The organism is Bradyrhizobium sp. CSS354 (genome assembly GCF_029051725.1).
In the GTDB taxonomy this organism is placed as follows: domain Bacteria; phylum Pseudomonadota; class Alphaproteobacteria; order Rhizobiales; family Xanthobacteraceae; genus Bradyrhizobium.
In genome coordinates this window covers 511,180-537,453 of record NZ_JAACFU010000002.1, presented here as the reverse complement: position 1 = coordinate 537,453, position 26,274 = coordinate 511,180, and the positions used below count along the sequence as shown (strand labels likewise).

Sequence of the window (26,274 nt, the reverse complement as noted above, 5' to 3'; positions counted from 1 at the left end):
CAAGAGGAGAGGTCATGAGAAGAATTGCCATTTGCGCTGCTCTGGTTGCTGCCCTGTTCGCAGGGATCACATGCTTCAGTTCGGCATCGCGAGCCGATACGGGAAGGGTCGCTGTGGTCTTCACCAAGGGCGGGTTCATTGTCGGGGTGGGTGGGGGCGAAGGCGTGCTGATCAATCACGGCAGGCAATACCCCTTCACCGTTTCGGGCATGAGCGTGGGCTTCACGATCGGCGCCTCGACGACTAGGCTCACGGGACGGGCGCTTAACCTCAGAGGACCTGCATCATTCGAAGGCAGCTACAGCGCAATCGGCGCCGGCGGCGCGATTGCGGCCGGCGCGGGTGGTGTTCAGCTCCAGAATGGCAACGGCGTGATCCTCCAGCTCAGTGGACCGAGAGTCGGGGCTGAAGTGTCGGCGGCCGTCGGCGGGGTCACTATTCGATTGAAATAGATATGCGCGATGAAGCTGCGCCCTCATCGCGGCTGGATGGGCGATGTCGCCATCCGGATGATTGTTGACCGCCACCCAGGGTTACGATTTGCGGCGGTCCAGGGTGTCTGGTTCTGAATGGAAGCCGGATGCGGGATGCAAATGGAGAACAGCGGCTGCAGTCATGCAGCCGGCTAAAGAAAGAGGAAAACGCGGGTAAAGGCTCGTTGGATTCCATCTCGTCGATGGCTGCTCCGGAGTTTTTCGGCATCTGCGAATGCGGGTGTGTGCGGTGGATGTGCCATGAGTTTTCGTGTCACTCTTACGACCTCAGTCATGTTGATGATCGGCCTGTTGGCCGCTCTGCTGGTTTTTGTCCAGATCCGCACGCTCGATCTTGCTATTGAAGACGCCGCCTCCTCGACGATGGAGGCGGCCAGCAAGAACACGATTTCGCTGCTGCAGTACCAGGTAGAGATGCTCTCGCGGGCAACCCGAACGCTGGCTTTCAGTCCGGCGATTGCCGGATCAGACGAGCCGGACGCCGCGAGTTCGTCGGCGGCGCTGATGAGAAACAATCTTTTACAGTGGCCCGCATTGGACAGCATCTATGTCGGTTATGGCAACGGCCACTGGCTCCAGGTTCAACGGTTGGTCGGCTTGAAGGGCGAGCAGCGCAGTCGGGTGGGAGGTCCACCCGAAGCGGCATTTGCCGTCACGGTCACCCGCTGGAATGGTGCTCAGGAAATGCCGACCACGCGCGTGTTTCAGGACGCGACCGGCAACCGGATCGCACAAATTGAAATACCGCCACGCGGCTACGATGCCCGGCAGCGCGATTGGTACCTCAATGCCCGGGAAACCGGGCAATTAGTCGCCTCCGCGCCCTATCTTTCGTTCAATCTGCGCGTCCCTATGATCACGTTCAGCGCGCCTATTCAAGGATCAGCGTTGGGAGTTGTCGGCGTCGATCTCAAGCTCGACGTCTATAGCGCTTCGGAGCCGATCCTGAAGTTCGGCAAGAGCGGCTATCTCTCGATCTTCGACGCCAGTGATACCGTGATCGCGCACCGCGACTACGCCGCCATGTTTGCTCGTTCGTCTGCCAATCCAAACGGCGCCAGGCTTCCAAGCACGGATGATCTCAAGGGCAGCATCGAGGGCGAGATCATCGCCGAGTGGGACAAGGCGAGTCCCTATTGGTGCAAGCTGCGTTGGAGCGACCACAAGGTGTATTTTGCTCGCCTCGAAACCATCGCCATTGGTCCAACATTGACGGGAAATGTTCTGCTTGTCGCGCCTGAGGATGATTTTGCTTCTGGCATCAGAGATCTCAACAGGAGGGCGAAGATCCTGGCGGTGATCGCATGCTGTCTGTTCATCCCGGCGGCCTGGATTTTCGGCAGCGGAATGTCAAAGACAGTCAAGGACATCACGGTCGAAGCAGACCGCCTCCACACCATGGCGCCGCCGCCAGGCCGGCCGATCGGATCTTTCGTCACGGAGCTCAATACCCTGGGCAGGACGATACACAAGTCTCAACGCGCCATCTGGTCGTTTTCGCGGCTCGTACCGCGCGAGATCGTCCGAGGTGTACTCGACTACTCGATCTCCACAGAGCTTGGCGGCAAAAGGCAGGAGATCACGACCCTGTTCACCGATGTAAGAAACTTCACCACCATCGCCGAAGCAGCCGATCCCGATACTCTCATGCAGCAGACGTCTCGATACTTCTCGGCCCTGACGGACGTGATCCTAACGCAGGGTGGCACAGTCGATAAATTCATCGGTGATGCCGTGATGGCGTTTTGGAACGCGCCGAATCCGCAAGCCGATCATTGCGAGCGCGCATGTCGTGCCGCGCTGCAAGCGAAAGCCGTCAACGAAGCCATCAATCGTCAGTTCGACGCAGAGGGATTGCCCCCGTTCCACACGCGCTTCGGAATCCATGCCGGCGAGGCCGTTGTCGGCAATGTTGGTTCGTCCGAACGCATGAACTACACGGCACTCGGCAACGTCGTGAATCTCGCCGCGCGACTGGAAGGACTGAACAAGGACTACGGAACGCAAATTCTGGTCAGCGACGCCGTGCACGCACGGGTCAAGCATCGCTTCCGCTGCCGGTTCGTAGATTCGGCCGTCGCCAAAGGAATGGCTGCCGAGACCCGGGTCTACGAGCTCCTCGAGGAGAAAGCTGACGGCGATGTCGAGGATTCGAACCCGTTGAATCCTACTTTGTGATCGAATGTTTCGTTGGTGTTACGGTTGACGTGGGGGCGGCATTCGAAATAGCGAAGGTCAACCACACGTTCCAGCCGTCCGGGCGATTCTCTGCCGCGAATTCTTTGTAACCCTTCAGGTTCAGATACCCCTGCTTGTCGCCGATTGGAAATAGATAGCCCAGTTGAGGACCTGCACCGAGAACGCGCGACCTGAATCCGCCCAGAAATGGTGCCGCGCCGAAGTCGTCGGTGATCTGCTGATAGGCATACCCGACGAGGCCGACAAAAAGCTGCTTGGACAGGAAGTGCGATGCTCCCCAGTCGAAGTGGAAATCGATGCCGTTTTGATATTGTGTGGTCGGATTCTTGAAATTGTAGGTGAACCCGGCGACGCCGGAGAACTCGTTGCCTGTCGCCGGATTGAGGTAGGTATAGCCGCCGCCCAGATCGATCCCGCCATGCCCAATGCCGATGTTGGATAGACGTGTCGATTCGTAGGCGCCCACGGGAATGTCGCCGAATCCGTACACCATATAGTTGTGAACACCCTGGTTCCACTTCAACGAGATCAGCGGATAGAGGTCACCTACGCCGGTCAGTGAATCCGACAAAAATCCATTGCGTGTCGCGACGATTGGTCCAACCTGCGCGGTCAGCGTGCCGGCGATGCTGGTGTCGAGGTGGCCGACAATCCCGGTGACGCCGACGGCAAGCTGACCGCCGAGCACCGGCGTGGCGAACGTATATGTCGGTGCAACAAAAAATAAATCGCCATTGGCCTTGAGATTGGCGTTGAGACTGACGTTTGCCGTTGCAGGGACTTGGCCTATCTGGATTTGACGTGCTGCCGCAACGTTGCCTGAAGCTTCCACGCTGGTGTGATAGGCCACCATCCCGAGCGACCAGCCGGGAACGGCCGGCGCAGCAGCGAGGCTGCCGAACTGGCCCGGAAGCCAAAGCGAAACACCATTTTCATCCGCGCGAGCTGCTTGAGAAAACAACGCCAGCGCCGCGGAAGCGGCGATCGCGATTCGGCAGACAGTTGAGAAAACAATCTTCATTGTACCCCCGAACGCCGTCAAGATCACAAGTAGAGCAGAATCGAAGCCGGGAATCTGTAGCCGTTCGGTCACAAGTCGCTGCGAAATCGAAGTGGATCTTTGCAGTGCATCTCCAAATGTGCCGGCCTCACAATACCGTCGAGCGTGCAGCTTTAATCCCTTACCTTGAAATCCTTCACCCGAAGGCGGCTTCGGTGGTCCGCACGCGCTTCCTCGCCAGACGGATTGAGGCCACGAAAATATGCCTTCTGCCAGCGCTGCTGCGTTGCTTCCGATCCCGGCTGCTGCAAGTCGCTATTGAAGGCGCTGCGACCGTCAGACCATAGCTTGTATTCACGCTCGGTGTCGGGTGCCCCCGATAGGGGCAACGTCTCCGGCTCGATTTGCTCGAGACTTCCCCGTTCTACTGGAAAGAGATGGCAATATGGCTCCCCGTGCTCAAACCGGATTTTCGTGCTCGAACGCGTGAATCGCCAATTCATCGTGAAGGTGTACGGCGACCAATCCGTTTCGATAATCCCGCTCAGCGGCGCAATGGCGTCTTTCGGCCTGTTGATCGGGCCGGTCACAAAAAGGTCGAAACCGGGATCCGTGCGAAACAGGCAGGGGACATGGAACGTCAAAACGCCATGACCGAAATGGCTCACGGCGGGCGCCACTGTGCCGAGATCAGGTTTGATCCGAATGGTCTCCTTGTGGTTGAGCCCGTCCCAGCGCGCCGAGAACCCGGACGGGCAGAGCAGTTCCCAGCCGTGAGCATTTGCGATGTTCAGCGGCAGGCAGCGATACGCGAACCGCTGGTCGCTGGCATCCATCCAGTCGCGTTCGAGCGGAGCAGGACGGATGTCCAGTTCATGTCCGTCGAGCGTGTAGGCCACAAGCTTCGGCATCGATCCTGCTATTGTCTCATTGCGCGAACCAGCCGGTAGCTCCATTTGGCGCACCGGTGAATTTGTAGCTCAACCCTAGGCGAATGACGTCGTCGCTCAATTTGGCCGAATGTGTCCATGCAAATGGGCTCAGCGCACCGACATTCTGTGGTGCCGGGGCGCTGCGATCGCCGAGGTCGACGTGAAGATACTCGAACTTGGCCGTCCACGGGCCGCTCACAACGGTTTCCCAGCCGAAGCCCGCCGTCCAGCCCGGCTTCACGCGCGAGTCAGCCCCCGCAAATCGAAAGCCGGAGAAGCCAGGGAAATCCGCCGCGGTCGCAAAGGCAAACTCCGCATACGCCAAGCCCGCGGTCACGTAGAACATGTTCGAAGGGTTGGCCAGGAACCCGAGGCGTCCGCGGATGGTCCCGAGATAGTTCGATCGAAAGCTGTTCTCCCAGGTGTTGTTGACTCCCGGCGCCAGCGGGAATGGTCCGCGCAGCTCCGACGATTGCAGATCGGTGTAGTTCAAATCTGTTTCGAGCCCGACGACCGTCTTGCCATACTGCACATTGCAGGAGACGCCTCCGCCGGCCGTAGCCCCGCCTTTGCGTCGAGCGGCGTTCGAGCCCGCCTGCTGGGTTGCAAGTTGGGGGAGAGTTCCGGTGATCTGAGCAAACTCAACGACGGCTCCATTCGGCGCCGAAGAGAATTCGGCATTGGCCGAACCATAGCCGGCGTTCACGCCGATGCTGCAGCCGGTCCAGCTATACGGCAGAATCGGCTTGGCCTTGACCGGCATGAAGGCAGCAAACGCCGAGCTCGCCTCGTCGAACCGCATGCGAAAATGCGCCTTCGCCTCCCACGCATCGATCCCGGGCGTAAAGAAGGACAGATAGCCGCCTGAGAGCCACAACTCAGCCTGGGATCCGAGCCGGGTCCGGACGCCGCCGCGCAATTGCCCGTGCAAGCGCGAGAGCTCGATATCCGTGCCGTTGATCGTTGTGATGGTGTTGACCAGTTGCTGCGTGTCGTACCGCAATGTGGCCTGGACGAACGGCTGCAGCATAAATCGGGAATCAAGACCGAAATCCCGGTTGAGCTCCACCGAGCCTTCCACATGGCCCCAGCTATAGGCCTGGCCGGGGATGGAAAATCCCTGACCGCTCGTGACACCCGAGACGTCGTCGTGAGCATGAAAAACCGTAAATCGAGGCAGGACACGCATCCAGGGCGTATCGATGATCTGGGTGATGCTCGAGGACAGGAAGACGCGGTCGACGGGCATATTGGCGCCGTGCCCGAAAGCGTCGAAGGCGCGATCGAGTCGCGCGTACCCAAGCCAGGCATCGAACAGCGTTGTTGGGGTGATGAGCCATCCCAGATAAGGCCCGCCGCCAATTCCCGATTGGTAAATCGACGCATTCAGTCCGTCATACGTGACTTTGGTGCTTTCCGGATTGAGCGCGATACCCGCAATGAGGTCCGGGCCGACACGATAGTCGAGCCCGTACGTGAGTTCCGACAGCGTGCCCTGCGACGTGAGCCCGACGACCCGGTCGGTGAAATTGACCTGGCGCGGCGTGACCCATGCGTGCCAACCGTGGCCCATCGATGCCGAGGTCGGACTGTTGGCAACGCTTGCGTACTGGTTGAACCCGGCCAGGATCGCGTCCGAGAGGAAGTAGCTGCGCGCAAAATCCGTCCCCAATGCGCGTGCGAAATTCGCATGCGGCACCGGCATCGGCGGCGGAGGTGGAGGTGGCCCGGGTGGTGCTGGCGGCGGCGGTGGCCCCGGCGGAGGTGGCGGAGGCGGTGGTGAGGGCGGTGACGGCGGCGGGAATGGCCCGAAATCTGGAAACGGTATGAAGCCGTTCCAGTGCCGTGGAAGCCGCGGAATTGGCGGCGGCGGCGGCCCCGGCGGTGGTGGCCCCGGTGGAGGCGGCGGCGGTGATGGCGGCGATATGGAACACAACTGGTTGGTGAATGCATTCACCTCGTTCGAAAGGGACTTTTCACCGAGCAGCGGTCCCAGGGCACTGCCATAGGCCCTGAACTTCTCATGATCATCGAATGACGGGGGGAATACTTCGATGGCCGGGTCTGTCCTCATGTCGAGGAAGGTCGGCCCGCCGGTCAGCGTTCCGCTCTTGCTGAAGCGCCACATGAAACCGATTTGCGGATCGCCTTGTACGCTGCTCGCATTGATGCAGTAATCATTCGTTGCGGGCCGGTAGCCATCGTATCGAAGGTGGATGCGATCCGCCGCAACCGCGACCTGGCCGTAGGCGAGCGTTACCGCCGTTCCCAATAGCAACGAGCGGAACCGCCACAGGTCGGCGGGGAAGCACAAGCGCTGCGGGTCGAATGCGACCGGATCTCCGGCTGGCGTTACCGAAGGCGAAGCCGATTGAATTCGCGGTACATCCATCCGCGGTCTCCAAAGCCAGCCCGATTCAACTCTAGTATTCGTCGATAGAATTTTCAGCCGCGAAAATGCGGCGCGAGGGATTGCCACTACAGATTGTCTGCCGGTGTTGTACCGCGCAACTTCTCGTTACAATTGCTGATATTGCCACGTCGTCGACGGCCGACGTCCGCCGCGGCAAAGACGCTGCGGCGTGGGAACGCAAAGCACTCTCGACGTGCGGATCCTTCGTTGACGTCGTCAAGCAGCCAAGTTCTTCGCTCCAGGCCCGGTCTGGTGGTTCTCACAGACAAAGCCTAAGCCGAAGCAGATGGGACAGTTGAGATGGAAGCGCAGGCGACGCGATGTGGCTGCGCAGCAGTACGGTTTCATCAAGCACGCCAACGCGCCCGAGACAGTCCATCCCAGCCTGTGGCGGCAATCCCGGCTCATCAACATCTCCGCCCTGTTCGAGATAGTGGAAGGCATCTATCAGGTCCGCAACCAGGACCAGTCCAACATGACGATCATCGAGGGCAGCGAAGGCATCACGATCGTCGATCCGCTGGTCTCGGCGGAGACGGCGAAGGTCGCCCTTGCGATATTGTCCCTAGTAGGACGGAACCTAGTCCCCAATCAACGAACCTCAATGAGAGCGCGGCAAATGGCTCGCTGTGAGTTGTTCTGATACATGGCCAGACCCTTCGGGCCGACCAGTTAGACGCCATGAATGCTCTTGGCATTATACGTCACTTTTCCCCAGCCAACGACTTTGATTCGTTCGGGCGCAGTTTTGTCCATCCAGCAGTCCGGGTTGATTTCACTCGAAACAATTCTCGCGATTTGTCTAAACCTCTGGGAGCGAATTCCTCGGCAAGCCGACGACCCTGTTCTTCTTTGGACGCCGTTTTCGACATGACCAACCGCAGCGCGGGTTGACGCCTCCATGCAGCGGTTCCGTAGGACCGGTGCGAACATGTCCGTATCTTGATCGCCTCTGTTCTTGAAGCAAACTTTCGAGGGCTAAGCTGCCGGTTGAGCCGGTGGGATGGGCTATCCAAGAAGCAACGGATCAAGGGAGAGGATGATGTTGAATGCAAGAACACTGAGCACTTTAGGCCTACTTGTGCTGGCGCTTGGCAGTGCCCGTCCAGCCGATGCTGCGCCAAAGAAAGATACCGACGCAATCCGTGCTGAATGTTTCAGACAGGCGAACGAAGCTGCCTCGGCTGCTGCCGGCAGCATGACAAGCGGAGCCACGGCCATGCGAAACTCCGCAGGCTATTCCGCCTACCGCGATTGCGCGCGTAAGAACGGGATTCGCCCGTAACCGTGCCCAGTCCCTTCACGGCTGACAGAGGGCCGCCGACAGGCGGTCTTTTGCCGGCGCGAACCAAAGCGAACAGGCCGCGTTTGACCGGATTGAAAGTTCTGCCCGGGTCAATGTGACCGCGCCTTGCGCAGGCCAGTCGTGAGAGCGTCAACAACTTGATCAGCCGCGCCATTGCGGCGAAGAAAACCTGCGGGATCGCTCGCCAATGGTTCATGTCGCGACAGCTTTGCAAGTGCGACCTCAGCGTCGTCGCGACGATCCAGTTCTGCATTCGCGATCGCGATCAATAACTGGCTGAACCCCGTATCGCTCAACGCCGCCTGTTCGGCTACATGCAGCATCTGCTCATACTGGCCTTGGATATACAGATCAACGGCGATGAAATGAAAATACCAGGGCGGAGGGCTCAACGAGCCTTCTATCGCCCGCTTGAGCAGTGGGACGCCCTCGGCAAAGTTTCCTCGGATCGAGAGCCGCCAACCGAACTGGCCGAGCGCATCGGGATCGTTCGGATTGAGTCGGATCGCTTGTCGGCTAATGCGATCACTTTCTTCATAGCGGCCCAAAAAATGATAAGTCGCGGCAAGGGCTTTCAGCGCAAGGGGACTATTTTGCTGGAGCTTGACCGCGCGCGACGTTGCTTCCAGAGCTTCGGCGTATTCCTTTTGAGTATTGCCGGCCCCGGTGTAGCCCAGGCGTCCCGCGTGAACATGCAGCCATCCGAGCATCGCCCATGCGTCACTGTATCGGGGATCCCGTCGAACGGTTTCCTTGAGACACTCCATGACAGGAGCGAAAAGCGCATGCGAGAAAGTGCGCTGATATTCATAAGCCCGCAACACGCAGTTGTAGCTTGCCATGCTGCGCGGGGACGGGCTGTTGCGAATGTCGTTCCGCAGCACGCCCGACGGTTGGCCGATGAGACCCGCAATTTCGCCCGCGAGTTCCTTTTGAGTCTCCATGAGCAATCGGGGATCGGCCGATCGGGTGTATGTTCGCGCCCAAACTATCTCCCTGTTGCTCGCGTTTGATACAGTTGTCGTCACCCGCACTTCGTCGGCATTAGTTTGCACGCTTCCGCTGATGGCGTAGACAACGTCAAGGCCGTTGCCGAATTGCGCGGCGGCTGAACTCGGGGGCTGGCCGCCACCTGTCGGCGAGGTGAAAAGCCGAAAGCCTTCAAACTGAATCAGATTGCTGGTCAATTCTTGACCAATGCCCGCGGCGAAATGGCGCGCACTTTCTCCAGGGCTCAGTGCCTCAAACGGCATGAGGAGGACCGCAGGCTCGCGCGAGGATACAAGCGGGGGCGATCGTGGCATCCAAATCCACAGCGCGGCGAGCCCAATGGACAGAATGGCCGCCGAGGCGGCAGCGATCAGCACTCTCCAAGAGAGGTCGGACCTCCTTGGATCGCGGACGCGCTTCGCGCCGTTCACTTGCGCAGTATCAGCAGACATCAACGGCGGTACGGGCGAGCGGGCGAACCACCCGAAATAAGGAACATACGATCCCTTGGGGACGACAATACGCACGGCATCGTCTCGTCCGGCGCCTACATAGTAGCTGTCCAAGTCTCGCCGCAAGCGGCGCGCCTCGAGACGGACGACCGGATCAGCTTGAGGATCGAACGTCTCCTTGCGGCCGAATACGGCCAAGGCAACAGTATAGCCCTTCAGGCTATCGCCACGGCCGGCAAGCGTCTCCTCGACAATAAAGCGCAGGAATGCGCGACGACGCTCGCTGGCCGGGAAGTGCTGGCTAGAGAGAATGCATTCCAACTCGGCACGTACGTGTGTTGGCGGGACCTCTGCGTCCTCGCGAGCCACGACGTCCACAGAACCGCTTCCCGGCTCGGGAGACAAGGGTACATCACGCATTAGACTGGCGAGCCCATGATTGCTCGACGAAACGATAATTTTTACCAGCGCTTTTTGCTGCGCGGCGATCGGCTTTTCCGTGCTTTTTCGTCGGATCCTGGAGAGCGGCGATGAAGACGTCGGCGGCCCGCGTCCCCGTTACAGTGACAGAGAAGCTGCCAGCCATGTGCGAACGCTAGATTCACCGCCCTAAAAGCCTTGTCGTCGGCGATCGCTGAATACCCGACGCAATCCAGGCCTTTGCCAAGCGGAGGGACGTAGTAGGGCCGCGTCAGCCAGGCGGTCTTGCCTTGGGGCGATCCGTCTTCCATGGAGCAAATTGGCAAGAGGGCCACAGGCCAAGGCACATTCCGACTCCTCGTTAGCGTGAGCGCCGCCGCGCCGCCTCGCACTATCCTTGAAAGAAACGCGCCAAATCCGCCTCCAACCGAGGCAGCACGATGCCATTCAAGGAAGAGCTTGCCGCAGGCGAGGTCTGTGCGTGAGCCGGCGACGCTGTCAAGAGTACTGCGCCGACGGCTGCTGCAGCGAGAAGCGAATGCTTCATGACGACTTCTCCATCTTAGAGGAAAAGAATCGTTCCTGGTTCAACCCGCGCCGCACAGCGGCCAGCAACCCGCTGAACCGGCGACAGCAAGCTCCCGCCGATCACGCTCGACAAACGCATTCGACGGCACGTACATCGAGGTAAATAGCGGATTGATTGAATTTGGATACCAAAACTCGCGCAAGATGTCAATGTGCCATTGATGGTCCGTCGGATTTGTGGAACTCTAAGCGCTTACGAGTAGGCTCAATAGCGATGAAAGCACAAAATAGCGTCGCGACGGGAGAGGCTGCACGCCGATTGAATGTCGCGCCCGCAACGATCCAGCGATGGGTCGATAGCGGTCTATTACGCGCAGAACGAACAAACGGCGGTCATCGACGCATACCCGTGGCTGAATTGCGGCGTCTGATCGCATCGATGCGTCCTCCAGAGTTGGCAAAGCCGCTGGCTGCGTGGCTCGATGCTATGCTCACCGGAGATTCACTGCGACTAAAGACGATGTTTCTCGTTGCTCGAGAGCGCTGTGGAGATTGGGCGCAGGTGGCCGACGAGCTTGCGTCGGTCATCGTTGAAATCGGGAGGCTTTGGGAAGCTGGTGATTGCAATGTGTTCCAGGAACATATTGCAAGCGAGGCGTTCCGACGCGCTGCGGCGGCCTGCGTTAATGAAATTTCGTCGGATGGCAACGCCTCACGTGTTGCCATCCTGCAGACTATGCCTGGGGAGCGACACACGTTGGGACTGTCGCTCGCGGAGTTGGTGCTGGTAGAAGCGGGTTTGCAAGTTCACTGGGTCGGCGAAGGCCCGCCCGCGGAAGAACTTGCTCCCCTACTCAAAAAGTTGAAGCCGGACGTTCTTGTCGTCTCGGGGTCTTCATACATGACCCGCCGGGCGACAGCGACTTATCAAGATCACCTGCGTCAAACGCTTACGAGTCGGCGTCTTAAATTGTTTCTGGCGGGAAGTGCGCCATGGGTACCGATGCGGAATGCGCGCCTCGTGGGTTCCTTCCGGGAGCTTCACACATTGCTCGGGCGGCTCCCAGCGAGCAACATGGGGCCAAGAAAGGCGCAGGTGGTCCAGCGTTCAATGCGCACTAAGGAACGGTAATTCGAAGCGCCAAGCGCAAGTAACCATTGAGTGCCCGGCATCATTCTCAGGACCGAGTTTGCGGCCCGAGCTTATCATGTTCTATCTCCTCAAGTGAGGAGCCTCAAATGAGGCGCTGCCGGCAACCAGCATGGGAATTACTTAGCCAGACGACGCCGGAAATGCCTGACGCACACAAGCTTGGTGGCATCGCCAATCTCAGCGTTGGTAACAGCGACGAGATTGACACTTATGTCGATCTCGTCGAAGCGAGCACCGTGCAGGCCTTCCTCGAGGAGCTGAATGCCGGTCGCGTGCAGTTCACCAACATCGACATCGATCGTCGCCCCGCCAGCCATGTTGGGGCGATCGATGATACCGATCGGCTGCGGGTCTTCGTCGATGGCAGGCCCACGCTGCGCGTTGCCGTCCCGCCCCTCTAGCCAGTTATCCCGATCTTCCGTCAGGAAACCGTAAAGGCGTTAAAATTCAGAGAGCTGGAGGCCGTTTCGTCGCCGTGAGTAAACCGGAGCGCGGTCACGACTGCCGCAATAGCCTCAGGGTTCTTCAGAGCCACCGTAGGTCCGCTTCGCCCAGCAAAACCATAATGCGGGATTCCGCCCCTTTAGTGCAACCGGAATCGACTCGCGGCCAGCTGTCCCAATGGCTAAATGCTCAGGGCGAGCCGCTCTTGCGAAACTCGATCAGCGGAGCAGACGGGAAAGCTGCGGCTGGAGACGCTTGAGCCGTTCTCACGGTCCTCCGACTATGAGGCCTCAACGACAGGCCGTACCTTGAGGGGCGCTCGCCGCTTCACGCTGGCCTGCCGTGCGGCGAAGGCCGCAGCGGGAGGTTAAGTCGCTGCGGCCCACGCGTCGTCAAATGAAGCCGGGTTAAAAACACCAAGTGAAATATGCAGCCAGCCCGTAACAAAAAGTTCTGCCGCACCTTTGTCTCTATTGCAAACATAAGTTCGTCGAAACCGAAACCCTCTGTTCCGAGGGCGGAACAATTCTGGTTTCTGCCGCTGCGAAGGCACAGAGACCCGGTCATGGTGGGCTCGGTCGAGACCCGGTTACTGGCATTTCGCTAATAGGACCGACTGCGGACGGCCTTGAGTCCTCAGCCCCTCGCTGAAATTAAGCTTTCCGGCGGGTTCTTTTTGACTGTGCGGGATTGAGCGCGTTCACTCTATAATGTTGATGGAGATGAGGGTGATCAGTTGGTTGTTAGTCATCATAATCGCCGCCAGCGTTGCGGTCCTGATAGCTCCACGCGATTGACGCCATCCGTTCTGAAGCCGAGCGCAGCGGCGGAAAGTGGCGCCTAATCTGATGACGCGGAAACAGTCGGCTTGCTTGTAACGATCGCCCAATTAAAGACGGTCCTAGACTGATGAGAATTGTCGGCAAACCTTATCAGTCAGCAGCAATTGATATTCGGCGAAATCTACGTGGTGGATACTCGACGAGAAGCGCCATGTGTGCGCGTTTCAATTTAACCTGAGTTAAGCAGGACGTCAGCAGAAGCAGGGTGGCCACAAAAATGGCCTTTAGTAGACCAAATTGTTTGTAGCCTCTGCAGGCGGGGCAGGACACGCGTAGGAGTCCTGCATGTTGAAGCTTGTCTTTTTCACTTCGCTTGTTTTCATCACCGGCTCAATCCCATCTGAGGCGCGTCCCTTCCGCAACCAGAAAATCGCCGAATGCAACGTGTCGATGCCGTGTGACTTCTCGTACCTGAACGCTGGTCCCAGGAGCGCACGACGCGCGGGTTGGCTGCAGATGCGCGAACGAGGGACTTCAACTGAAAATGCTTTGAATGCATTTGCGAGCGCGAGTGAGCCCGAGGGCAGCGTGATCGGTGGTCGTCCGGCCGGATGCCCGCCCTCATATTGCGGTTGTGGCGCCGCGATCCTTGCGTTCGGTCGGGTCATTCCGGAGTTGAACGTTGCGGCGAATTGGCTCCGTTTGCCCCGTACACGCCTGCACCGGGAATGGTCGCTGCACGCCACGGCCACGTGTTTGTATTGGAACAGCACGTTGGGGGCGACATGTGGATGGCGTACGACGCCAACTCTGGCGGGCATGCAACACGCGTTCATGCTCGCTCATTGCGCGGATATACAGTCGTGAATCCGCACGCGACCTAATCGGGGAACCCATCCTTAATGCGGCGCTCTCAGCAACGAAGCCTCTGTCTCGGAATTGGTCAGGCGTTCGCGCGCAAATGATAGGCGCCGGATGATGCCAATCTGGCAATACGGTTGCTACTGATTACCGGCTGGTGAGTCCTTGGGGGATTGGATTCCCACGCCGCCGCAAGTCGGGCGCTTTTGAGCTGGCCGTCGTCGGAGCGACGAGCCATCCCAGATGCTGCGCCTCCATCGTGACGCTCACATTTCTACGACTCTGACTGTGGCGCAAGAGAGCAACACTCCGCAGGGCTACAAATGTTAATTTGCGCAGCTACCGCGAGTCAGGCCACCTCCGTGCAATGAACCACCAGGTACGGAGGTAGCAATGAAGGTCGCGTCTGCCGTTTTGTTCCTGATCACGATGAGCTCTGACGCGTATGCCGCACGCCAACACAGGCCCGGAGACCGGATCTCCTGCTCGGAAGTCAGATACTACGTAGCAAGGTATTCAGCAGCCCTGGCTGAAATGTATGCCCGTAGTCAGGGTACTACCGACGTCCAGATAGAGCGGGCGCGGCGTTGCTTGTCTTCGAACAAGACGGCCGAAACAGGGCAACAGCGATCCTACAGTGAATGAGAAGGGCCAATGAAGCCGCAGCTGTGGTCGCTTAGTTATGCAAAAGAGGCGGTTTCGCCGCCAGTAGGCTCCAAGTAAACCGAAGCCATATCATCGACTGATTAGCTTTCGCACGGAAGCCTATTTTATGATGTAGAGAGCGCGGGTGCTACGGCTCCTTGCAACGGAGCCGCCAGCTTCCGCGATAAGATCACACGATTGTTTTTAGATACAGACTGGGGTCGAAATATTTGCTTGCCGGCGTGAAATCCTTGATGCCTGCATTGGCCATGAAGAAATCCGTAGATTGCTGCAGCCAGTTGGTGACCGTCCCGTCTGAATACATGCGCTTCCAGTCCTTGGACGTGAACATCTTCTGGGCCTTAAATGACTCGTTGATGTCCGCCAGCGGTGTTTGGCTATAGTGGTCCTTTTGCAGTTTATCCATTGCTTCGGTACTGTTCGCGATGATGTAGTCATTGGCATCCGCCCAACCACGGATGAGCTTCGCCAGCGTTTCCTTGTTTGGCTCGTAATAATCGTTGGCCGCCGCCCAGCCGCCGATGATAGCGGCCTTTGGATAGTAGGCTGATGCATCGGCGAGCTTGACCGCGCCTGGCACCTTGTCGCGAACCGTGACGTTGAAGGGTACCCAAAGAGCGACGGCCGGTACCGCGCCGGAGATAAAGGCGGTCACGGCGGCTGGCATGGTCTGGTTAACGAGTTCGACCTCCCTCGGATCGACCTTGTTGGCGCGAAGCGCGGTATCCAAGAACACATGCGCGGTGGTACCGGTCGCGGTCGCGATCCGCTTGCCCTTAAGGTCCTCAAACGACTTGATGCCCTGGTCGCCGCGAACCCAGAGCTGTGCCGTCGCGACCTCAATGTCGTTGATCAGGAACACCTTGCCCTGACCCCGGGCCGGGAAGTTCGAAAGCACGGCGCCGGTTGCCAGCACGTCGAGGCTGCCGCCGATCAGCGCCTGGAAGATCTCCAAGCCGGTGTTGAATTGTCGCAGCTCGAGATCGAGGCCCTGCTTTTCGAAGGAACCGCGATCCATGCCGGTCCAGATCTGGCCATCGACGGCGACAGTGTGAAGATAACCGACGCGGACCTTCGTTTTCGCTTGCGCGATCGCCGGTGCCGAGGCCGTGAAGGTGCCAAGCGCAAGGCCCGCCGTCGTGCCCAGAAATTGTCTGCGATCCATGGTGTATCCTCCAGTTTGCTTGTTATTCCGAGAATGATGCCGGACGCATTTGCGCCTGCTGGGCGCGATACTCGTCCATCACCAGTTGCTTGATGTAGCTTCGCAGCTCGCCGAATTCGGGCCGCTCCTGGATCGATTCATCGCGCGGATAGGCGAACGGCACGTCGATGATCTCCCTGATCCGTGCCGGCCGGGCGGTCACCACGACGATTCGGGAGGCGAGATAGATCGCCTCTTCCACGGAGTGGGTGATCAGCATGACCGTCTTGCCTTCAGTCTCAAGCACCTTGAGCAGCAGGTTCTGCATGTTGGAACGGGTCTGGGCATCGAGTGCGCCAAACGGCTCATCCATCAGCAGGAACTGCGGCTTGACAGCGTAGGCACGCGCGATCGCGAGCCGCTGACGCATGCCGCCGGACAAATGCTTGGGATAGGAGCTGGCGAAGTCGGACAATCCCATCAGACCCAGATAGTGATCGCAGATGGCATCGCGCTCGCCTGCCGCGACGCGGTTGGCGCTGAGCGTCAGGCCGAAAGCGATGTTCTGCTTCACAGTCAGCCACGGGAAGACTCCATACTCCTGAAAGATGACGCCGCGCTCGGGTCCGGGACCCGCGACGGGACGTCCGTCGAACAGCACATTTCCGGTCGTCGGCCTCTGGAAACCCGCGAGCATGCTCATCATCGTGGTCTTGCCACAGCCGGAGGGCCCGATCACGGCGATGAAGTCGCCATCGTTGATGTCGTAGCTGACGTCCTCGACGACGTTGAGCCGGCCCTTCGGAGTCTCAAAAGACAACGAAACGTTTTCGAATCGCGCACGCTTCGTCATGCGACGACCCGATCCTGCCACACCAACAGCCGCGCCGTGATCCTGCGCAGGATCATGTCCATGATCAGAGCGATGAGGCCGATGCAAATGATGCCGACATAAATGACATCGAGCAGGAAATAGGTCGAGGCATTCTGGATCATCGCACCAAGTCCGCGCTGGGCCGCGATCAGCTCGGATGCAACGAGAGTCGCCCACGCCACACCCAATGCGACCCGCAACGCGGTGAGGATATGCGGGACGGTGAGGGGAATGATGACCTTGCGGAAGATTTCCGCCTGACTCGCGCCGAGCGTCTGCGCTACGCGGATGTAGAGGGGCGTGATCTGCGAGACGCCTTCATACATCACGATCACGCCGGAGAAGAATGAGGCGTAGAACAGGATGACCAGTTTTGCGACCTCGTCCACGCCGAAATAGACAATCACCAGCGGGATCAGCGCGATTGGTGGCAGCGCGCGGAAAAAGTTGATCATCGGGTCGGCGAAGGTGCGGGCCGGGCGATACCAGCCGAGCAGGAAGCCAACGGGCACCGCTGCAAGAATCCCGAGCGCGACGCCGAAGAAGACGCGTCTGGTCGAGACGAAGATGTCGACGAGGAGGCCTTCCTTCGTGAGGAGCTCGAAGAACTTGGCGGCGACCTGGTGCGGCGCGGGGATCAGCGAGACATTGACGAAGCCGCTCCAGCGCACCGTGTACCAGAGCAGGATTGCACCGACCCACGGAATCAATCCGAGACCAAAGCGTCTTACGCCAGCTCCGTTCATTCGACGCGTCCACCTGGATAGCGGTTGATGTTTTCCAAGTCATATTATAAATAGGATGACCATACAAGAGCGCCTTTGGTCATAGGCATAGCAGGCCTTTTGAGCATGACATCGTCGTCTTTCACCATTCGCAGCCTCCAGGCTTTCGGCTATCGCTATCCGTTGACGACACACGTCACCACCTCGTTCGGGCGGATGGCCGATCGGCCTGCTGTTTTCGTTCGCGTCGAGGATACGGACGGTTACGTGGGTTGGGGCGAGGTGTGGTGCAATTTTCCAGCGCCGGGCGCCGAGCATCGTGTTCGGCTGGTCAACGAGGTGCTCGCGCCGGCCCTTGTCGGATTCAAGGCGCAAGGACCATCAGCTGCTTTCGAGCGCCTGACGCAGGGAACCTCGGTGCTCGCGCTGCAATCCGGCGAAGCGGGTCCCTTCGCGCAGGCGATCGCCGGCATCGATCTTGCTGTCTGGGATCTCCACGCGCGCCGCCAGAACGTTGCGCTGTGGAAGTTGCTCGGCGGATCTCGGAACAGGATCAAGGTCTACGCCAGCGGCATCAATCCGATCGGATCGGAGAAAACGGCGGAGGCAGCGCTTGCACGCGGTTACCGCGCCCTGAAACTGAAGATAGGTTTTGATCCAGCTGTCGACCGCGCCAATCTTGCAGCACTGCGGCGGCTTGTTGGCGAGGGCGTGCTTGCCGCCGACGTCAACCAGGCCTGGACCATCGCTCAGGCGCTTGAGCTTGCTCCGCAGCTGGAGGCCTTCGGCCTCGGCTGGCTCGAGGAGCCGATCCGCGCCGACCGCCCGCGGCAGGAGTGGAAGCAGCTCCGCGAGAAGATCCGCTTTCCGCTCGCCGCCGGCGAGAACATCGCCAGCCACGCCGGATTTGCCGAGGTGCTGGGCGAGCCGGTTCTCGGCGTGGTCCAGCCTGATATCGCGAAATGGGGTGGACTGTCGGCTTGCGAGGGCATCGCCCGCGACATCCTGCAGTCAGGAAAGATGTTCTGTCCGCATTATCTTGGCGCCGGCGTCGGACTTCTTGCATCGGCCCACCTTCTGGCCGGCGTCGGCGGGGACGGGCTGCTGGAAGTCGATTGCAATGAGAACCCGCTCCGCGATCGCTTCTGTGGTCCCGTGCTTGAAGTCCGGGACGGAACGATCGAGCTCGGCGACGGGCCGGGTCTCGGCCTCACGCCTGATCTCGCGTCGATCGAACAGTACCGGACCGCCTGATGTCATCGCACGGCTACGATTACATTATCGTCGGCGCGGGCTCCGCCGGCTGCGTGGTCGCAAACCGGTTATCAGCCGATCCCGCCTGCCGCGTGCTGCTGCTGGAAGCCGGTGGATCGAACCGGAACTTTTGGCTCAGGCTTCCGGTCGGATACTACCGGACCATCTACAACGAACGCTTCTCGCGCCTGTTCAGGACAGAACCATCGGAGGGAAGCGGGGGCCGCGCCATTGTCTGGCCGCGCGGTCGTGTGCTCGGCGGGTCCTCATCGATCAACGGCCTGATCTTCATCCGCGGCCAGCACGAAGATTTTGACGATTGGGACCGCCTCGGCGCCGATGGCTGGAGCTATCGCGAACTCCTGCCTTATTTCCGGCGCTACGAACGCTACCGCGGCGGCGAGAGCCAGTTTCACGGTGGCCTTGGGGAGTTCGAGGTCTCTGATCTCCGCAACGACAATCGGGCATCCAGGGCCTGGGTCGAGGCGGGTGTGCAGTTTGGCCTGCCACCCAATCCCGACTTCAACGGCGCAACCACGCTCGGCGTCGGCACTTACCAGCTCGGCATCGGGCGCCACTGGCGGACCAGCTCCGCCTCCGCGTTTCTGCAACCGGTTGCCGGCCGTCGGAATCTTTCCATCATCACCCATGCGCATGTCAGCAGGGTCGTTTTCAACGGTCACGTCGCGACCGGCGTCGAATGGATTAGCAATGGACAGGTGCACAGCGCAACAGCCGATCGCGAGGTCATCCTGTCGGGTGGGGCCCTGCAGTCGCCGCAGATCCTCCAGCTCTCCGGCGTCGGTCCGGCTGATGTACTGCGCAAGCTCGGCATCCCCGTCGTTTCCGATGCTCCGGAAGTGGGCGCCAATCTTCAGGACCACTATCAAGCTCGGCTGATCGTCCGCCTGAAGGAGCGGATCTCGCTCAACGATCAGGTCCGAAATCCGGTCGAGCTTGCGAAGATGGGCTTGCAGTGGATGCTCGCTGGCAGCGGTCCGTTGACGGTTGGCGCGGGGCAGGTCGGCGGCGCAGCCTGCACGGAATACGCGGTCGGAGGCCGGCCGGACGTGCAGTTCAACGTGATGCCGCTCTCAGTCGACAAGCCCGGTGAGCCGCTGCACAGCTATTCCGGCTTCACCGCCTCGGTTTGGCAATGCCATGGAAAGTCGCGTGGACGGCTTGTGATCAGCTCGACCGATCCGTTCAAGCAGCCGCGCATTGAGCCGAATTATTTTGCCGAGGAAATCGACCGCAAGACCATTGTTGCGGGCCTGAAGATTCTGCGCGAGATTTATCAGCAGAGGGCGTTTCGCACGCTCTGGGACGTCGAGATGGTGCCGGGCGAGGCGGCAAGGGATGATGCCGGGCTGTGGGACTTTGCGCGTAATACCGGGGGCACGGTGTTTCACTGTGTCGGCACCTGTCGCATGGGCAGGGATGCGCAGGCCGTGCTCGATCCGCAGCTGCGCGTGCGCGGCGTCGAGCGGTTGCGGGTGATCGATGCCTCGGTGATGCCGCAGATCACGTCGGCCAACACGAATGCGACCAGCCTGATGATCGGCGAACGCGGTGCCGCGCTGGTCATGGCTTGATCGCGCGGCCTGAATTCCGGAGGGCGAGATGGAATTGAGTTCCGACAGTCACGTCCCCAAGTACGCGCAGATTGCCGACATCTTCCGCCAGCGGATTGCGCGCGGCACCTGGACCCGTGGCTTTCGCCTGCCAGCCAACGAGGACCTTGCGGCCGAGTTCGGCGTGTCGCGCGTCACCATCCGTCAGGCGGTCGAGCTGCTTGCCCGCGACGGCGTGATCGAGGCCCAGCAGGGACGAGGCACGTTTGTCACGGGCACCGTGCGGCAGGATCGCTGGCTTAAGGTCGAGACTACGCTGTCCGATCTCGCCGACATGTACCGCGACACCTCTCCGGAGATCATCAACATCTCGGAGAGCCGCAGCAACGCGCCGCTGCTTGCCGAGGACGGCAAGCCGGCCGAGAAATACGTCTTCATGCGCCGTCTGCACTCACGCGGGAAGCAGCCTTACTGCGTCATTTCCATCTATCTCGACGAGAAGATCTTTCGCAGGTCGCCAAAGCGTTTCCGCAATGAGACCGTGATTCCGATCCTCAACGATCTCAAGGATCCCGCGATCGCCAGCGCCCGTCAGACGCTCACGATTGGCACCGCGGATCTCGAGGCGGCGCGGCTGCTGCGCGTGCCCCTGAACTCTCCCGTGGCCGAAGTCCGTCGCGTCTTCACAACCAGCGACCGCACCGTGATCTATCTCGGCGAAGTCACCTATCGAGGAGATTTCGTGCGTATCGACATGGACCTGCGGCCATAGAGCCTAATCCGTAAGAGCGCAGAGCGGCTTTCGGGCAAGGTCACGCTCAAACCCGGACTTTGACCGTCTAACGGGAAAATAATTCCTGGTTCCGACGCTCAAGTTCTTCGCCATAGGTCCGCAGCACGTGGGATTCGCTCAGCGTGCCGATCGCTGTGCGACTGTCGGCGCCGTCGACGACTGCAAGGACGTCGGCCTCGCTGCGCTCGAAAGCTTTCAGGATCTCGCGGACCGGGGTGGTCGGGAGCAGGTATTCACCCTGTTGCTGCGCCAGCGACCCGAGCAGTTCCTCGTCCTGACTGGCCACGGAATGCAGCGTGGCGGCGGGCACGATGCCCGCATAGATGCCGTTGGGATCGCGCAATACGATTTGGCGGACCAGCGCCGGCGAGAACTGCCTTTGCGCCTCGCCGATCGGCATCGTCGTCAGCGCATTCTCGAAGTCGGCGCGCATCAGGGATGCCGCGCTCATCTGCCGGACCCAGCCAATGTCCTGCGGGCCGCGGATCGCCTCGCCGCGCAGATGGAAGCGCCATGTCGCGAAGCTGTATCCGAACAGCTCGCGGACGATCAGCGCGCAGACCGACGAGGCGACCACGGCGCCAACGGTGACGGAGAAATCGCCGGTGATCTCGAGCGCGAGACAGACCATGCTGAAGGGTGCTCCGAGCACGCCGGTTCCGAGCGCGGCGAGCGCTGCAATCGCGGCGGTGCCGGGCTGAAGCGCGATCGTGGGAAGAGGCCCGGTCAGCACGACGCTGTAGAGCTGCCCGATCAGCGCGCCGAGCAGGAGCGAGGCGAAGAACAGGCCGCCGCGAAAGCCCGAGCCGAGCGAGATGGCGGAGGCCAGGATCTTGAACACGATGGTGGTCGTGAGCAGGAGCCAGGTCGGATTGCTGACCAGCAGAATCTGCATCGCGCCGTGGCCGGCGCCGAGCACGGTCGGCGTCAGCAGGGCGAGGCCGCCGAGCAGCAGGCCTCCGAGGATCGGCCGTACGAATCCCTTGAATACCGTGATGCGCTGAAAGCACCGTTCCGAGAACGCGACTGCGAGCATGACGATAATGCTGACGAAGGCGCAGATGACGCCGATCAGCACGGTTTGCCCGATCATCTCGACGGACACCGGTGAGGGGAAGCCGGGCACCATCAGGAACGACTGGTGCGTCAATTGCCGCGCGACCAGCCACGCAGTAACGGCGCTGGCGGTGACCGGAACAAGTGCGGCGGAAGTGTACGCGCCCAGCACGACCTCGAAGGCGTAGAAGGCGCCGGCCAGAGGTGCAGAAAACGCAGCGCTGATCGCACCCGCGGCGCCGCAGGCGACCAGGAGCCGCATGTCGTTACGTCGTGCGGCGAGGCGCTGGCCGACATGAGAACCGAACATCGCGCAGATCTGCGTGTAGCCGGCCTCCAGTCCGACCGACCCGCCGAAGCCGTTGGAGAGCAGGGTCTGCATCGAAATCAGGAGGCTGCCGCGAAACGACAGCCGGCCGCCATAGAGGGCATTCGCCTCGATCGCGTCGGCGAGCTGCTGGCCCTTTACGCGTCGGGCGAAGTAGAGCCCGATCAGCGCGAGCACAAGGCCGCCGAGCATCGGGATCAGCAGTGTTCGCTGCCACGAAATCACCCCGGTGGCGCTGAGATGTGCGTCGAAGGGAATATCGAACAGCAGCGCATGTGACACCTGGCTGAGGCCCGAGATGGTGGCGACGAGAACGCCGCTGAGCAGTCCGATGACAATGGCGACCAGCACAAGGCCGGTCTCGCGATTGCGCACGAAGTTGCGCAGAAAGAGCGGCAGCAAACGGATGCCGGCAGCTTGAGCCGGCTTCCCGGCATGTGAGGCTGGCGCCATCCTATGCCGGATCCCGCGGGGGTTCAGCGCGCACGACACGGAAGCCGGTATTACTCGATGACGAATCGGGTGAATTGGAGCTTCGCGCCGCGACGCGGTAGCGGTTGCAGTAGGATTCGTGGCAAAGGAAGGATCCGCCGCGCATCGAGCGGTTCGGGGCTAGTTCGCGATTCAAGGGATCGTGAGATGTTGTGAGGCGGTGATAACTCGGCGAAAAGTAGTCCTCACACCATTCCCAGACATTTCCGGCGACATTGTGCAGGCCGCATCCGTTCGGCGCAAAGGCGTGGACGGGCGACGTGCCGAGATAGCCATCGTCCAGAGTGTTGCGGCTCGGAAAATCGCCCTGCCAGATGTTGCAACGATGCTCGCCGCCTGGCTGAAGCTCATCGCCCCACGGATAGGTGGCCTGGTCCAACCCGCCGCGTGCGGCCATCTCCCATTCCGCTTCGGTCGGAAGCCGCGTGCGCGACCACGCGCAATAGGCCTGAGCGTCATTCCAGGAGACATGGACGACCGGATGATCGAGCCGGTCCAGAATGCTGCTCGACGGGCCCTCCGGTTGCGCCCAGTAAGCATGCAACACCCGGATCCACCAGGGCGTTTCGCGAACGCGCGCCGTTTGCGCAGTGCGCGTCTCTTCCGGCAGGAGCCCCTCGAAGACGAAACTCCAGCCGTAGCGTTCGGCTTCGGTCGTGTAGCCTGTGGCACGGACGAAGTCGCCGAACTGCAGGTTGCTTACGGCGTGACAGGCAATAGCGAACGGCGACAGCGTGACGGGCCGCACCGGGCCTTCGCCATCTTCAACGAAGCCCCTGTCGGCAGATCCCATGTGGAAGGTTCCGACGATCATTGAGCTCCAGCGGCGCGGGATCGGGGTTAGACTGGGAAGGATCGCTGCCTGCGCATCGTTGCCCGTCGCCGACCCCTTGTCGGCGGCGCTCTCGGTGCAACAGTGCGAGCGATCCTTCGTCATGTCCTACGTCTGCTTCTCTTCCTCCCAAAAGGCCGTGCCGCCCGCGGCCTTCATCAGTTCGAGAATCTTCTCGCGCGGGATCACGCCACAGCGATTGGCCCATTGCTGATACTGCGCCGCCATCTCGTGGACGCGATCCGGATGCTGCGCGGCCAGATCGTTCATCTCGGTGCGGTCGGTTTCCATGTCGTAGAGTTCCCAGGGGCCGGGATATTTCCGCACCAGCTTCCACTTGCTAACGCGCACGGCCGCATTGCCTTCATGCTCCCAGAACAGCGGGCCCCGATTGCCATAGGCCGCCGCGAAAGATGGCACCAGGCTCTCGCCCTCGCAGGGCAAAATAGTGTTGCCGTTGTATTCACTGGGGTAGGTGGCACCGGTGACGTCGAGGATGGTCGCCATCACATCGGTGAGCTGGCTTGGATTGTGCCGCAGGCCGCCCTTCTCGGCGATGCCGCGCGGCCAGTGCACAATGAACGGCGTGGCGATACCGCCCTCGTGGACCCAGTGCTTGTAGAGCCGGAACGGGCTGTTGGAGAGATTGGCCCAGGCGGTGCCGTAGCTCTGGTAGGTGTCCTCGCCGCCAGGCATGAGCCTTGGATCGTTGCCGAAGCGCACCGGCCTGCCGTCGCGCGTCTTTGCCTGCGCGATCATGAGCTGGTCGACCAGCTCCTTCGCGGTGACGCCTTCCGGAATGTCCTCGGCGCAGGCGCCATTGTCCGAGAGGAAGATGATCAGCGTGTTGTCCATCTGGCCGGTTTCTTCCAGCGCCTTCAGGATACGCCCGATGCCTTGGTCCATCCGGTCGATCTGGGCCGCGTAGACCTCCATGCAGCGCAGCGTCCATTCGCGCTGCTCGGCGTCGGTCCACGCGGGCTGGGTCGGGTCGCGGTCGGTCAGGCGCCAGTTCGGATGGATGATGCCGTCCTCGACGAGGCGCTTGAGGCGCTCCTCGCGCAGCTTGTCCCAGCCGGCGTCGAAGCGGCCCTTGTATTTTGCTATGTCCTCGTCATGGGCGTGGAGCGGCCAGTGCGGGGCGGTGTAGGCGACGTACTGGAAGAACGGCGCGTCGGGCTTTTCCGACCTGTGCTGGCGGATGAAGGCGGCAGCTTGGTCGCTGATCGCATCCGTATAGAAGAACGACGGGTCCTTGACGGCCTCGTGCTCGATATTGTCGTTGCCGCGGGTCAGCGTATTCGGGTGATAGAAGCTGCCGGCGCCGATGATGGTGCCGTAGAAATGGTCGAAGCCGCGCTGCATCGGCCACGCGTCGGTCGGCTCGGTGAGGCTGCTGGCGATGTGCCACTTGCCGCTGAGATAGCTCGTATAATTCCTGCTCTTGAGCGCTTCGGCGATCGTCACGCAGCTCTTGTTGAGGTTGCCGGCATAGCCTTCCGGGCCGTTGCTGTAAGTGAGGATGCCGATGCCGGTCTGGTGCGGATGCAGACCGGTGAGCAGCGAGGCGCGTGACGGGCTGCAGCGGGCGGTGTTGTAAAACTGCGAATAGCGCAAGCCGTTGGCCGCGAGGCGGTCCAGGTTCGGCGTCTGGATCTCTCCGCCGTAACAGCCGATGTCCGAAAAGCCCATGTCGTCGTTGAGTATGAGCAGGATGTTGGGCTTATCAGGGGTCTTTGCGCCATTCGGCATGTTTGTGTCCTCGTTATTGACGTGTGGCGATCTCAGTGGCGGCGAGTCAGGCTGATGCTGAGGCGGAAATAGTTCGGCAAATAGACCGCGCGCAGAAGCTCCAGCGCCCGTCCGTCCTTGCCGAAGGTGACGCGCTCGATGGCAAGCAGGGGGGACCCCACCTTCACGCCGAGCAGTTTTGCGCTGCTGGCGTCGGCAAGATCGGCGCTTATGGTTTGCTGCGCATCCTTGATGGCAAGGCCGAACTCGTCCTCGAAGACGCGATACATGATAATCGAGACCAGGTCGCGCTTTTCGAGCTCGAGCCCGATGTCCGGCGGATAGAAGGCGTGCTCGATCGCGATTGGCGTCTCATCTGCGAGCCGGAGACGCTTGAGTTGCCAGACGGCGCGCTCGCGCAGCTGATCGCGAACGGCGGCGTCGTGGCGATTGGTCATGCCTTGCTGCAAAATCCTGGCGCCGGCATGGTAGCCGGCGTCGCGGATGGTCTCCGAAAAGCCCATGAGGCGGCCGACCCAGTTCTCGGGCTGGTTCGAGCGCAGGAATGTGCCGCGGCCGCGTGAGCGGTCGAACATGCCTTCGTTCACCAACGGCGCAATGGCATTGCGGATGGTGATGCGGCTGACGCTGAAATGACGGCCGAGCTCGGCCTCGGTCATCAGACGGCCAGTTGCGTCAATCAGCTTGCCGTCGCGAACCTGACTGCGAATGGACTCGCGAATCTGGACGTGCAGGGGCGTCGAGCCTTCCGCGACGACATCGCTGCCGAGCGGAGCGGGTTTCTTCTTGCGGGTTTGAACAGCCATGGTG

22 protein-coding genes are annotated in these 26,274 nt (G+C 60.6%); 10 read left to right on the top strand and 12 right to left on the bottom strand.

Going from position 1 to position 26,274, the window contains the following annotated elements:
* The first annotated feature begins 14 nt into the window (after positions 1 to 14).
* Entirely contained in the window at positions 15 to 452 is a 438-nt protein-coding gene (locus tag GWG67_RS06505; protein ID WP_275168288.1) for a hypothetical protein, read from the top strand.
* Positions 453 to 767: 315 nt separating this feature from the next.
* On the top strand, positions 768 to 2,672 hold the full coding sequence (locus GWG67_RS06500) for an adenylate/guanylate cyclase domain-containing protein (protein WP_275168287.1): 1,905 nt from the start codon (positions 768 to 770) through the stop codon (positions 2,670 to 2,672).
* Here GWG67_RS06500 and GWG67_RS06495 read toward each other — a convergent pair.
* The 3 genes from GWG67_RS06495 to GWG67_RS06485 form a co-directional block, all read right to left on the bottom strand.
* Positions 2,662 to 3,714, bottom strand: coding sequence for a transporter (locus GWG67_RS06495; protein ID WP_275168286.1), 1,053 nt, complete (start codon positions 3,712 to 3,714; stop codon positions 2,662 to 2,664). The genes GWG67_RS06500 and GWG67_RS06495 overlap by 11 nt on opposite strands.
* 152 nt (positions 3,715 to 3,866) lie before the next feature.
* Complete coding sequence (locus GWG67_RS06490) at positions 3,867 to 4,604, bottom strand: DUF6065 family protein (RefSeq protein ID WP_275168285.1); 738 nt, start codon at positions 4,602 to 4,604, stop codon at positions 3,867 to 3,869.
* Positions 4,605 to 4,620: 16 nt separating this feature from the next.
* Entirely contained in the window at positions 4,621 to 7,017 is a 2,397-nt protein-coding gene (locus tag GWG67_RS06485; RefSeq protein WP_275168284.1) for an autotransporter domain-containing protein, read from the bottom strand.
* A gap of 343 nt (positions 7,018 to 7,360) precedes the next feature.
* Here GWG67_RS06485 and GWG67_RS06480 point away from each other — a divergent pair, with 343 nt between their 5' ends.
* A complete protein-coding gene (locus GWG67_RS06480; RefSeq protein ID WP_275168283.1) occupies positions 7,361 to 7,681 on the top strand; it encodes a hypothetical protein in 321 nt (106 codons plus the stop codon).
* 752 nt (positions 7,682 to 8,433) lie between these two features.
* On the opposite strand, the gene GWG67_RS06475 is transcribed toward GWG67_RS06480, so the two are convergent.
* Both GWG67_RS06475 and GWG67_RS06470 read right to left on the bottom strand, forming a co-directional pair.
* A complete protein-coding gene (locus GWG67_RS06475) occupies positions 8,434 to 10,107 on the bottom strand; it encodes a hypothetical protein (protein WP_275168282.1) in 1,674 nt (557 codons plus the stop codon).
* 91 nt (positions 10,108 to 10,198) lie between these two features.
* Complete coding sequence (locus GWG67_RS06470; RefSeq protein ID WP_275168281.1) at positions 10,199 to 10,372, bottom strand: hypothetical protein; 174 nt, start codon at positions 10,370 to 10,372, stop codon at positions 10,199 to 10,201.
* Positions 10,373 to 11,008: 636 nt separating this feature from the next.
* Between GWG67_RS06470 and GWG67_RS06465 the strand changes: the two genes are divergently transcribed.
* From GWG67_RS06465 to GWG67_RS06450, 4 genes are all read left to right on the top strand, one after another.
* Complete coding sequence (locus GWG67_RS06465; RefSeq protein WP_275168280.1) at positions 11,009 to 11,866, top strand: helix-turn-helix domain-containing protein; 858 nt, start codon at positions 11,009 to 11,011, stop codon at positions 11,864 to 11,866.
* 161 nt (positions 11,867 to 12,027) lie between these two features.
* Positions 12,028 to 12,288, top strand: coding sequence for a hypothetical protein (locus GWG67_RS06460; protein WP_275168279.1), 261 nt, complete (start codon positions 12,028 to 12,030; stop codon positions 12,286 to 12,288).
* A 1,170-nt stretch (positions 12,289 to 13,458) separates the two neighbouring features.
* A complete protein-coding gene (locus GWG67_RS06455) occupies positions 13,459 to 13,980 on the top strand; it encodes a hypothetical protein (protein ID WP_342761023.1) in 522 nt (173 codons plus the stop codon).
* Positions 13,981 to 14,403: 423 nt separating this feature from the next.
* Positions 14,404 to 14,619, top strand: coding sequence for a hypothetical protein (locus GWG67_RS06450; RefSeq protein WP_275168410.1), 216 nt, complete (start codon positions 14,404 to 14,406; stop codon positions 14,617 to 14,619).
* Between the two features lie 190 nt (positions 14,620 to 14,809).
* Here the strand turns inward: GWG67_RS06450 and GWG67_RS06445 are convergent, their stop codons facing one another.
* From GWG67_RS06445 to GWG67_RS06435, 3 genes are read right to left on the bottom strand one after another with little or no spacing between them, the layout of a single operon-like run.
* Complete coding sequence (locus GWG67_RS06445) at positions 14,810 to 15,805, bottom strand: ABC transporter substrate-binding protein (protein WP_275168278.1); 996 nt, start codon at positions 15,803 to 15,805, stop codon at positions 14,810 to 14,812.
* Positions 15,806 to 15,827: 22 nt separating this feature from the next.
* Entirely contained in the window at positions 15,828 to 16,637 is an 810-nt protein-coding gene (locus GWG67_RS06440) for an ABC transporter ATP-binding protein (protein WP_275168277.1), read from the bottom strand.
* Positions 16,634 to 17,404, bottom strand: a complete 771-nt coding sequence (locus tag GWG67_RS06435) for an ABC transporter permease (protein ID WP_275168276.1) — start codon at positions 17,402 to 17,404, stop codon at positions 16,634 to 16,636. The genes GWG67_RS06440 and GWG67_RS06435 overlap by 4 nt, the downstream gene beginning before the upstream one ends.
* A 105-nt stretch (positions 17,405 to 17,509) precedes the next feature.
* Here GWG67_RS06435 and GWG67_RS06430 point away from each other — a divergent pair, with 105 nt between their 5' ends.
* From GWG67_RS06430 to GWG67_RS06420, 3 genes are read left to right on the top strand one after another with little or no spacing between them, the layout of a single operon-like run.
* A complete protein-coding gene (locus GWG67_RS06430; protein ID WP_275168275.1) occupies positions 17,510 to 18,637 on the top strand; it encodes a mandelate racemase/muconate lactonizing enzyme family protein in 1,128 nt (375 codons plus the stop codon).
* Positions 18,637 to 20,232: a GMC family oxidoreductase gene (locus tag GWG67_RS06425; protein ID WP_275168274.1), complete on the top strand. Its 1,596-nt coding sequence runs from the start codon at positions 18,637 to 18,639 to the stop codon at positions 20,230 to 20,232. The genes GWG67_RS06430 and GWG67_RS06425 overlap by 1 nt, the downstream gene beginning before the upstream one ends.
* 28 nt (positions 20,233 to 20,260) lie before the next feature.
* On the top strand, positions 20,261 to 20,983 hold the full coding sequence (locus tag GWG67_RS06420) for a GntR family transcriptional regulator (RefSeq protein WP_275168273.1): 723 nt from the start codon (positions 20,261 to 20,263) through the stop codon (positions 20,981 to 20,983).
* 67 nt (positions 20,984 to 21,050) lie between these two features.
* On the opposite strand, the gene GWG67_RS06415 is transcribed toward GWG67_RS06420, so the two are convergent.
* The 4 genes from GWG67_RS06415 to GWG67_RS06400 are packed head-to-tail and all read right to left on the bottom strand — an operon-like array spanning position 21,051 to position 26,270.
* On the bottom strand, positions 21,051 to 22,841 hold the full coding sequence (locus GWG67_RS06415; protein ID WP_275168272.1) for a chloride channel protein: 1,791 nt from the start codon (positions 22,839 to 22,841) through the stop codon (positions 21,051 to 21,053).
* A 1-nt stretch (position 22,842) separates the two neighbouring features.
* Positions 22,843 to 23,817 carry a formylglycine-generating enzyme family protein gene (locus GWG67_RS06410; protein WP_275168271.1) on the bottom strand — a complete coding sequence of 325 codons (975 nt, stop codon included), beginning with the start codon at positions 23,815 to 23,817 and terminating at the stop codon, positions 22,843 to 22,845.
* Between the two features lie 3 nt (positions 23,818 to 23,820).
* A complete protein-coding gene (locus GWG67_RS06405; RefSeq protein ID WP_275168270.1) occupies positions 23,821 to 25,464 on the bottom strand; it encodes an arylsulfatase in 1,644 nt (547 codons plus the stop codon).
* Positions 25,465 to 25,496: 32 nt separating this feature from the next.
* Entirely contained in the window at positions 25,497 to 26,270 is a 774-nt protein-coding gene (locus tag GWG67_RS06400) for a GntR family transcriptional regulator (protein WP_275168269.1), read from the bottom strand.
* Between the last annotated feature and the right edge of the window lie 4 nt (positions 26,271 to 26,274).